Consider the following 7363-nt stretch of genomic DNA (forward strand, 5'->3'; position numbering starts at 1 on the left):
GGCAATGTAACCCAGATAGCCTTTCCAGTTCTCCAGAGTAAACGGCCTCTGGTGCTTGGTCTGGTATTCCTTGTTAGCTCGTTGCCAGAACGTGCGCATCTTGGATTTTCTGGCGTCTCGCAGGACAGTAACCTTAGCCATCTCCGGCAGAATTTCATGATAGGCGTCGATCATGGCCTGGTAGGGAACCGGTATAGTCTTTTTAGACTGAGATTTCTTGACAGACTGAGGCGGGTTGTTTTCATCAGAAAACTCACCAACTACATCGTTAGATGTAGTTATATATTCTTGTTCTAATAACTTCTTACTCTGTTTGACCTGATTTGTTACCAACTTTGTTACCTGACTTCGCTCTAAAGCCGCGTCATCACTGGGTTTGTTTGTTACCTGATTAGTGACCTCGTTTGTTACCTCAAAATCACCCTGATAATCAGCGTAATTTGTGATGGTGATCACTGTCCCATACCGGTTACCACTGAACGTTAACATCCCCTCAGAAGAAAAGAATTCCAACATGTCTCTAACCTGTTTCTGTGTCTTCTCATTGCCTTTAGAATCTCTGAGCTTTCTGGCTAGAATGGGGATTTTTGTCACCAACTGACCAGGCCCTAAATCCCACTGAACGCCGCTAAATTCAACACTGCGGGGCTTGTATTGAGCCATCCCAATCAATCGAACCCACAAGGCCAATTTAGCCGTATCATTAGCCCATTCCGTGGACAGAAGACTCCTGAACAGTGCGAAATGCCCCTGTTTTTGGTTTTCCATCCGTGTGCTCCTTGAAGTCTTTCTCGCTCCAAAGTCAGCGTATGCAACGTTACTCATGGCTTTTCTTCCCTTTCAGCAGTTCTTCGCGATGTTCCAACCTCAATTGAGCATCGTCCAGTGCTTCCCGAAGTTTCTTTGCTCCTTGCTCCGTGACCGAGCGAACAGCCCGATCACGCATGATGTTTTTATGCACAGCGCTGTAATTAACTTTTTGTTTCATGTATAATTACCTCATATCTAGCTGTAATTGACAGGCCTCATCCGTGGCAGGTAATGAGGCTTTTCTCTTTATCTTCCCTTTTCTTTCCAATGCTTGGATCAGCATTTCGGCATGTTCACCTTCTATGACAACTACAGGCTTATGATCAGGGAGTTGATACGCCCATTCAGGTAAACCATATTTCGCTACCAATTGACTGGCTAATTTAGCAATACGGCCCTTGTCTCTGCTGGATGTTGAAGGATGAATCCCTATTGATTGAGCAAATTGATTATTTCCTGTTTCCAAAATGCATCGAAGCCAAAAACTTTCTAGCGCCTCTGGCTTACAAGTGATTTTGATACTTTTTGCGATATCCATATGTTAAATTTCCTTAAGTTAAAATTAAATTTATAACCCTCAATAGGGTTACGCTCCCCGTTTACAGGGAATCCCCACACTGGCGGGGAATCTACACCTGGATCGGCATAGATGGGGCGGATTGTTAAAGAGCGGTCTTGTTGTTATACGAATTAGTTTGGATTTCCATATAACAGCCAAGATGGATCACACTTCAATACATTAGCGATCTCAAATATGAAACGAGGACGTTTAGTGATACCAGCTTCTATCAACTGTATAGATTGTTGCGTCATCCCTACCCTTCCTGCCAAATCAGATTGTGTCATGTTCATCTCTGAACGTTTCCGTTTGAGTCGCTCTGATAATGTTTCCATACTACCTCCTTGACAAAATTTCTTGTATTAAAATACAAATTAGATTGTTTGTCAAATACAGGTTTTCTTGTGAAAATTAAGGGGTGTAAATGAGGCAATGAATACATGACGATCGCAGAACGAGTAAAAATTAGACGAATCGAACTAGACTTAACTCAAACTGAGCTGGCTGATTTGATCGGAACAAAACAACAGTCAATAGAACAACTAGAAAGAGGGAAAACAAAAAGACCGCGTTTTCTCCCTGAACTTGCTGTCGCCTTACAATGTTCTGTAAGTTATCTACTTTATGGCACGGAAGATCAAAAAGAAGAAATAGAATATGCTGGAAAGCCTAAAAACGGATTAGTTAGAGTAATTGGAGAGGCCATTCTCGGTATTGACGGTGCCGTAGACATGGTTGAATTCCATGCTGGATGGCTACGCATTTGTAGTACTGATCATGATGCATATGGATTAAAAGTTAAGGGAGATAGCATGTGGCCCCGCATACAGTCTGGTGAATTTGTTGTTATTGAGCCGAATACTCCAGTGCATCCCGGTGATGAAGTTTTTGTTAGAACACGTAATGGACATAACATGATAAAAATCATGAATATAACACGAAATGGTGATTATCAGTTTTCAAGCATAAATAGTGATCATCGTCCAATCACAATTCCCAAGCATGATGTAAAAATGATTCATTATGTATCGGCTATTATAAAAAATACACGCTACATTGATGATGACGAAATTAGTTAATTCGATATGATTAAATTTATTTATTATCAATATGTTATGTTAAATTGTAGGAGAATTAATGTCTTCAATGTATGAAAATTTTGAATTCATTACCGCTGAAATACTAAGTGAGTATTTTGATTCAAAAGGAGTTACTCCACATTGCATGCAATGTGGTCATGCATCTCTTAGCGTTCCACAAGTTAGTGCAGGATGCAATATGCCAATAAACATGAAACTTGGTACTTATGTTAATGTGTTTAAGGCAGAAAGCATCTATCACGAAAGTGCAAATAATTTTTATATTCTAGTTGTTTGTAAAAAATGTGGAAATACTATGACTATAGATGCTGTTCAGGTTCTTGAGTGGATAAAGCAAAAATATCCCGCTATTATTGAGGAAGATGGTGATGAGTGAACCGAAAAATAATGTAATTCCGTTTAGGGGTGATTTACCAACTTTCAACTCTGGCGGTAATGGTGGTGATGGAGGTAGCGATATGTTCGAAGCTAGAGTGAAAAAACTTGAAGATGATCTGAACCTCATCAAAACCGACCTCGCAGTTATGAAAGCTAACTATGCAACAAAGGAAGATATTGCATCTGTGAGAATTGAGGTGCACCAGTCTATTGCAACTCAAACTAAATGGATTGCAGCTACAATGTTAGGGATAACTGGACTAGCAATTGGTATTGCAAAGCTTATCTTCTAAAGACACATATCATCTACTACCACCCTAATCGGGTGGCTTTTCTCTTCCATAAATATCAATAATTTCATTTAAAATCAGCAATATAATAGAAAGATCTTAATACCCCACTTTCAAGCCAATTTCCCATCTAGAAAACTTTTCTTGAAATTAAATTTATATATAAAACAATGAAATACAAATATAACAACAATATTTACAAACTTTCTTGTTTACAAATATACAATGTTTCTTGTATTATCCATCACATCAAAGGCACACAGCGAACAGGCAAGGAAAGCCCACGAAGTAGCCGCTACCGGCGTATGAAAAGGTAGATGATTCGCAAGTGCTAAGAAACAGACGCAACAAACAACGAGGAAATCAAAATGAGCAGATTAACTACTTACACAGACAACTTCACTGGCAAAAAATATCACGTTAAACATCTTACTGTTACTCAATTCAAAGGTAACGTTGAAACTGGTGATGTAATTTTCAAAAACTATGACGAACTGAATAGTTGGTTACGCATGATGGGATTCAAGAAGTAACTTTAAGCCCCGCAGAGGGGCCTTAAATACCAGTCTTTTTACTTACAGAGAACTGATATTTAGGAAAAGTAACTACAGTGAAGTTCTCACTCTTAAAATGAATGCCCCGCCCGTGTGGGGAGTCCCTACCCAAAGTGATTTTTGGGGCGTGGTTAGCAGAGTCTAAGGATAGACATAGTGAGTCGCTGTAGTTTGAGCTCCTCATTAAGAGGGCCACAAATTTTTAAACAGCCTCCCGGTTCATTAACCGCGCCCCAAAAATTACTCATCAAGGGGAAATAAATGGAAAATATCACTATTTTACCGACTAGTGGTCGTTTGAATTCAAAGATGCGTCGCTATATAGCACGTGGCAACTTGATCACTCGCAACCGCTTAGAAGAACACATTCGCCAGTCTGAAATAAAAGCTCTTGAGAATATCATCGATAAAGCTTTTGGCGTAGAAACCGAGCCGCGTAAAGTATTAACTCTTAAGCGCAAGCCAGAAAACGATAGCGCAAATGTCATAGCCGGTCTAATCACTCAAGTTAAAGACAGCGAAGAGCCGCAAGAGCCAACACCAAGTTTTGATAACTGTTACTTACCAAATGTGCATCTTTATTCTGTTAATGGTAAAAATAGTAAAAACATTACAGCGAGAGTGTGAATATGGAAATAGTCAAATCAAATCGAGTCATTATTAAGTATCGCACTGCGGACCAAGTTTCATGTGTATCAAATGAATTAGCGGGTTGTTTTATGTATTTCGCTGATGCACGAGATGCAATTGATACTGGCTTATTTTGTCAGAAGCTAGTTTCTAATTATTATTCCGGTGATGATCGACAAGACTTTCTCGGCAAACCATTTGTAATTAAAAACAGAGATGAACTCACGCCAGATGAGAGCAGTATTGCCAATTAACTAATTTCAGCTCATTTCCGAGCGGGCTGTGGTGAGTTAATAATAGGAGGCAACATGAATGATTTAGAGTATTGGAGTGACTGTATTTCTTATGGCGCTGATGATTGCAATTTGGTTTTAACACAAGACCAAGTTAAATCATTAGCTGAATCTGTCATGCAGGGTCACGAGTGTTACGGAATGTCATTTTATTCACCGCCGTCAAACGAACGTTACGCAGAAATAGAAAGGGAATGGAAATTAAAATTTGATAAATTACAAAATGAATTTGATGCATATATAAATAATGCAGAGACCGCCGTTAGAATTGCATTGCGACAACATCGAGATACGAAAATCTCAATCGATAAAGACGGGGAGGTTTTTAGATGTAATGGACGCTCTGAACAAATTCAATAATCAGCATTACTTCGCCATACCGGGAAAATAATAGGGAAATATCAGCAAGGATGCTATTTATTAAATATGAGAGTTGAACAATGAACACGAAAATGAAATTTGCAACTGAGTGTAAAGCTGAACAAGCTCGCTATTTATCTGAAGCCAAAATATTTCGTCGCGGTTCTGAAATGCGCAAAATGTATGTTTCTCTTGCATGGAGAAATAGAAATAATGCGCGGCAATGGACTAGTCTTTAATTAATTAGCAGGGATGCTCTTTATTTATCAAATAGAAGGTAAATAATGCAATGGTAACAATACAAAACTATTATGATTTAGAAATATTATGTAAAAATGTAAAAATTACTTCACATGGAGCAGAAGAGATCTCAGTTGAAGTGTCTGGAGTAAATGACAAGGGTTTATATAGAATAATCAATGAATTCTATCCGGAAGATATATTAGAGATGATTGATGAAGAATCCATTGTTGATTATTTAAAAGAGTACGGTTACGAAGTCATTAAGCAGGAGGAAGAATAATATGGCCGCGCATGTACACGCTGAATTAATGCTGCAATATGCTCAAGATGCTTTGAGAACTAATAAGCCGTGGTTGTTATGGCAAACGGGTAACGGTGATGACTGGTATGACTTGAATGATCATCCGATCTGGAATAAATATTATGAATATCGTCGCAAGCCGGAAACGGAAATGATCACCGTTGGCAAAGTGAGTTTTCCAAAGCCCGTCGATTATGAGCTAAAGGATGGGCAAGAGTATTGGGTTGCGGGACCAAGTATTTTTCAGAGATTCTGGGGCGGTCATAACCTCGAGAAAGAAAAATTAGAATACGGCTTTATTCATTTAACAGAAGAGGCCGCTGAGCAGCATCGAGACGCATTAATTAAAATAAACCGGGGTGAATTTTAGTAATATGGAGTAAAGGCCAGTGGACGGCTCAGGGGTATATCATGAAAATCAACAAACAACTTTTTGAGTTAGCTCAATGTGAAGCTTATATAGCAAAACAATTAATGAGCGAAATAAACTGGTTTATAGCAATGCAATATTTGAGGCTATCATATGAATATGATTAAAGAGTGGCTCTTCGCTATGTTATTTCCCGCTTATTTAATTCTATTTACGACGTTAATTTTAATTTTTCTGAGATAAAAACATGAAAACTCGTGGACAAATAGCTGATGAGAGATTATTGGCTTATGAAAAGATATTATTCAAAAATTCTTCGGAAGAAGAAATCATTGAACAAAAAATTGAAAGCAAGAGAGATGAGTTAACTTTAGAATCGCTCAAAAAAGTTATCAGAGATGCTCGAATCTGCGGATTCATATTGAGTAACGATGATTTGAATGGACTTGCTGACTCTGATTTCATTGACGAATATTTTTATGACGCTCAAACGGAAATATTGAAATCAATCTCAATGATTGAACGTTATCTTGAATTGAGTCAAGCACAAGACCCAACGGAACTTGAATTAGATAATACCAGCGGATGGTTTAATTGGGAGGCAAACAATGAAACCCGGCATTTATTATGACATATCGAATGAAGATTATCATCTTGGACCCGGAGTCAGTAAATCACAGTTGGATGTGATCGCAAAAGAGGCGGCGCTTTTATTGTGGGACAAGGACGCTCCCGAAGATGAAGAGAAAAAGGATGCGCTTAATATGGGAACGGCTCTTCATTGTTTATTGTTAGAACCCGACGAGTTCAATAATCGATTTATCGAAGCACCGAAGTTTAATCGTCGAACTAACGCAGGGAAAGAAGAGGAAAAGGAATTCATAAATGAATGCGAAAAAACAGGGAAAATCGTAATGGACTATGAACAGCATCGGAAGCTGAAAATTATGCGTGATAGCGTCATGGCTCATCCGGGAGCCAGGCTTCTTTTGGAAGCAGATGGATATTGTGAATCATCAATTTACTGGAATGACGCAGAAACAGAGGAGTTATGCAGGATTAGGCCGGATAAGCTAATACTCGACAAAGATATCATTCTTGATGTTAAAAAAGTTTCAGATATCGATAGATTTCCCACTCATATCGAAGAATTCCGCTATCACGTACAAGATGCAATGTATAGCGAAGGATATCGACAATACACGAATGGAACGATCCCTACTTTTTGTTTTCTTGCAGTTAGTGAGTCTATCGACTGCGGTAAATATCCTGTTCGCTTGTTTGTATTAGATCAATACGACAGGGAAGTTGGTTTCAATCTATTTCGAAGAGATTTAGATGTATATCACAAATGCCACTCAACGGGTAACTGGGGGCTGGGATTTGAAAAAATTCAACGCCCAATCTGGGCGAGGAGAAGAGATGAATAATAGTGTTATTAACCCGTTTAGCTCAAGTGCGCAACATGCGCAACA

17 protein-coding genes are annotated in these 7363 nt (G+C 38.7%); 13 read left to right on the forward strand and 4 right to left on the reverse strand.

Going from position 1 to position 7363, the window contains the following annotated elements:
* The 4 genes from ACGF5R_RS23100 to ACGF5R_RS23115 form a co-directional block, all read right to left on the reverse strand.
* Positions 1-768 (reverse strand): replication protein (locus ACGF5R_RS23100; protein ID WP_387692931.1); only part of this gene is annotated, 768 nt, incomplete at its 3' end.
* A 49-nt stretch (positions 769-817) separates the two neighbouring features.
* A complete protein-coding gene (locus tag ACGF5R_RS23105; RefSeq protein ID WP_192881091.1) occupies positions 818-988 on the reverse strand; it encodes a hypothetical protein in 171 nt (56 codons plus the stop codon).
* Positions 989-994: 6 nt separating this feature from the next.
* On the reverse strand, positions 995-1348 hold the full coding sequence (locus ACGF5R_RS23110) for a hypothetical protein (protein ID WP_112879759.1): 354 nt from the start codon (positions 1346-1348) through the stop codon (positions 995-997).
* Between the two features lie 152 nt (positions 1349-1500).
* Complete coding sequence (locus ACGF5R_RS23115; RefSeq protein ID WP_011147141.1) at positions 1501-1704, reverse strand: helix-turn-helix domain-containing protein; 204 nt, start codon at positions 1702-1704, stop codon at positions 1501-1503.
* 105 nt (positions 1705-1809) lie between these two features.
* Here ACGF5R_RS23115 and ACGF5R_RS23120 point away from each other — a divergent pair, with 105 nt between their 5' ends.
* The 13 genes from ACGF5R_RS23120 to ACGF5R_RS23180 all read left to right on the forward strand — a co-directional run bounded on the left by ACGF5R_RS23120 (position 1810) and on the right by ACGF5R_RS23180 (position 7318).
* Positions 1810-2448 (forward strand): XRE family transcriptional regulator, encoded by a 639-nt coding sequence (locus ACGF5R_RS23120; RefSeq protein WP_387692934.1) that lies wholly within the window; start codon positions 1810-1812, stop codon positions 2446-2448.
* A gap of 58 nt (positions 2449-2506) precedes the next feature.
* On the forward strand, positions 2507-2845 hold the full coding sequence (locus ACGF5R_RS23125) for a hypothetical protein (protein WP_387692936.1): 339 nt from the start codon (positions 2507-2509) through the stop codon (positions 2843-2845).
* Positions 2838-3140, forward strand: coding sequence for a hemolysin XhlA (locus tag ACGF5R_RS23130; protein WP_387692938.1), 303 nt, complete (start codon positions 2838-2840; stop codon positions 3138-3140). Before ACGF5R_RS23125 ends, ACGF5R_RS23130 begins: the two co-directional genes overlap by 8 nt.
* Positions 3141-3505: 365 nt before the next feature.
* Complete coding sequence (locus ACGF5R_RS23135; protein WP_192881089.1) at positions 3506-3670, forward strand: hypothetical protein; 165 nt, start codon at positions 3506-3508, stop codon at positions 3668-3670.
* A gap of 282 nt (positions 3671-3952) precedes the next feature.
* A complete protein-coding gene (locus ACGF5R_RS23140) occupies positions 3953-4318 on the forward strand; it encodes a hypothetical protein (RefSeq protein WP_112879756.1) in 366 nt (121 codons plus the stop codon).
* Positions 4319-4320: 2 nt separating this feature from the next.
* Positions 4321-4575: a hypothetical protein gene (locus tag ACGF5R_RS23145; RefSeq protein WP_112879755.1), complete on the forward strand. Its 255-nt coding sequence runs from the start codon at positions 4321-4323 to the stop codon at positions 4573-4575.
* 54 nt (positions 4576-4629) lie between these two features.
* Positions 4630-4974 (forward strand): hypothetical protein, encoded by a 345-nt coding sequence (locus tag ACGF5R_RS23150; protein ID WP_112879882.1) that lies wholly within the window; start codon positions 4630-4632, stop codon positions 4972-4974.
* 80 nt (positions 4975-5054) lie between these two features.
* Positions 5055-5213, forward strand: coding sequence for a hypothetical protein (locus ACGF5R_RS23155; RefSeq protein WP_387692941.1), 159 nt, complete (start codon positions 5055-5057; stop codon positions 5211-5213).
* A 50-nt stretch (positions 5214-5263) separates the two neighbouring features.
* Positions 5264-5497, forward strand: a complete 234-nt coding sequence (locus ACGF5R_RS23160) for a hypothetical protein (protein WP_387692943.1) — start codon at positions 5264-5266, stop codon at positions 5495-5497.
* A gap of 1 nt (position 5498) precedes the next feature.
* On the forward strand, positions 5499-5888 hold the full coding sequence (locus ACGF5R_RS23165) for a hypothetical protein (RefSeq protein WP_387692945.1): 390 nt from the start codon (positions 5499-5501) through the stop codon (positions 5886-5888).
* Positions 5889-5929: 41 nt separating this feature from the next.
* The gene (locus ACGF5R_RS23170; RefSeq protein ID WP_387692947.1) at positions 5930-6055 is read left to right on the forward strand and encodes a hypothetical protein; all 126 of its coding nucleotides are present in this window, start codon (positions 5930-5932) and stop codon (positions 6053-6055) included.
* A gap of 80 nt (positions 6056-6135) precedes the next feature.
* On the forward strand, positions 6136-6519 hold the full coding sequence (locus ACGF5R_RS23175) for a hypothetical protein (protein ID WP_262981510.1): 384 nt from the start codon (positions 6136-6138) through the stop codon (positions 6517-6519).
* Positions 6497-7318, forward strand: a complete 822-nt coding sequence (locus ACGF5R_RS23180) for a PD-(D/E)XK nuclease-like domain-containing protein (protein ID WP_112879808.1) — start codon at positions 6497-6499, stop codon at positions 7316-7318. The genes ACGF5R_RS23175 and ACGF5R_RS23180 overlap by 23 nt, the downstream gene beginning before the upstream one ends.
* The last annotated feature ends 45 nt before the right edge of the window (positions 7319-7363 follow it).

Source organism: Photorhabdus sp. RM71S (genome assembly GCF_042879355.1).
Classification (GTDB): Bacteria; Pseudomonadota; Gammaproteobacteria; order Enterobacterales; family Enterobacteriaceae; genus Photorhabdus; species Photorhabdus kayaii.

What these genes read in the sequence shown, in the direction of transcription:
- ACGF5R_RS23105 (WP_192881091.1), bottom strand. Translation starts at nt 988, where the DNA reads ATGAAACAAAAAGTTAATTACAGCGCTGTGCATAAAAACATCATGCGT.
- ACGF5R_RS23140 (WP_112879756.1), top strand. Translation starts at nt 3,953, where the DNA reads ATGGAAAATATCACTATTTTACCGACTAGTGGTCGTTTGAATTCAAAG.
- ACGF5R_RS23150 (WP_112879882.1), top strand. Translation starts at nt 4,630, where the DNA reads ATGAATGATTTAGAGTATTGGAGTGACTGTATTTCTTATGGCGCTGAT.
- ACGF5R_RS23120 (WP_387692934.1), top strand. Translation starts at nt 1,810, where the DNA reads ATGACGATCGCAGAACGAGTAAAAATTAGACGAATCGAACTAGACTTA.
- ACGF5R_RS23170 (WP_387692947.1), top strand. Translation starts at nt 5,930, where the DNA reads ATGAAAATCAACAAACAACTTTTTGAGTTAGCTCAATGTGAAGCTTAT.
- ACGF5R_RS23115 (WP_011147141.1), bottom strand. Translation starts at nt 1,704, where the DNA reads ATGGAAACATTATCAGAGCGACTCAAACGGAAACGTTCAGAGATGAAC.
- ACGF5R_RS23160 (WP_387692943.1), top strand. Translation starts at nt 5,264, where the DNA reads ATGGTAACAATACAAAACTATTATGATTTAGAAATATTATGTAAAAAT.
- ACGF5R_RS23155 (WP_387692941.1), top strand. Translation starts at nt 5,055, where the DNA reads ATGAACACGAAAATGAAATTTGCAACTGAGTGTAAAGCTGAACAAGCT.
- ACGF5R_RS23125 (WP_387692936.1), top strand. Translation starts at nt 2,507, where the DNA reads ATGTCTTCAATGTATGAAAATTTTGAATTCATTACCGCTGAAATACTA.
- ACGF5R_RS23135 (WP_192881089.1), top strand. Translation starts at nt 3,506, where the DNA reads ATGAGCAGATTAACTACTTACACAGACAACTTCACTGGCAAAAAATAT.
- ACGF5R_RS23110 (WP_112879759.1), bottom strand. Translation starts at nt 1,348, where the DNA reads ATGGATATCGCAAAAAGTATCAAAATCACTTGTAAGCCAGAGGCGCTA.
- ACGF5R_RS23175 (WP_262981510.1), top strand. Translation starts at nt 6,136, where the DNA reads ATGAAAACTCGTGGACAAATAGCTGATGAGAGATTATTGGCTTATGAA.
- ACGF5R_RS23165 (WP_387692945.1), top strand. Translation starts at nt 5,499, where the DNA reads ATGGCCGCGCATGTACACGCTGAATTAATGCTGCAATATGCTCAAGAT.
- ACGF5R_RS23180 (WP_112879808.1), top strand. Translation starts at nt 6,497, where the DNA reads ATGAAACCCGGCATTTATTATGACATATCGAATGAAGATTATCATCTT.
- ACGF5R_RS23145 (WP_112879755.1), top strand. Translation starts at nt 4,321, where the DNA reads ATGGAAATAGTCAAATCAAATCGAGTCATTATTAAGTATCGCACTGCG.
- ACGF5R_RS23130 (WP_387692938.1), top strand. Translation starts at nt 2,838, where the DNA reads ATGAGTGAACCGAAAAATAATGTAATTCCGTTTAGGGGTGATTTACCA.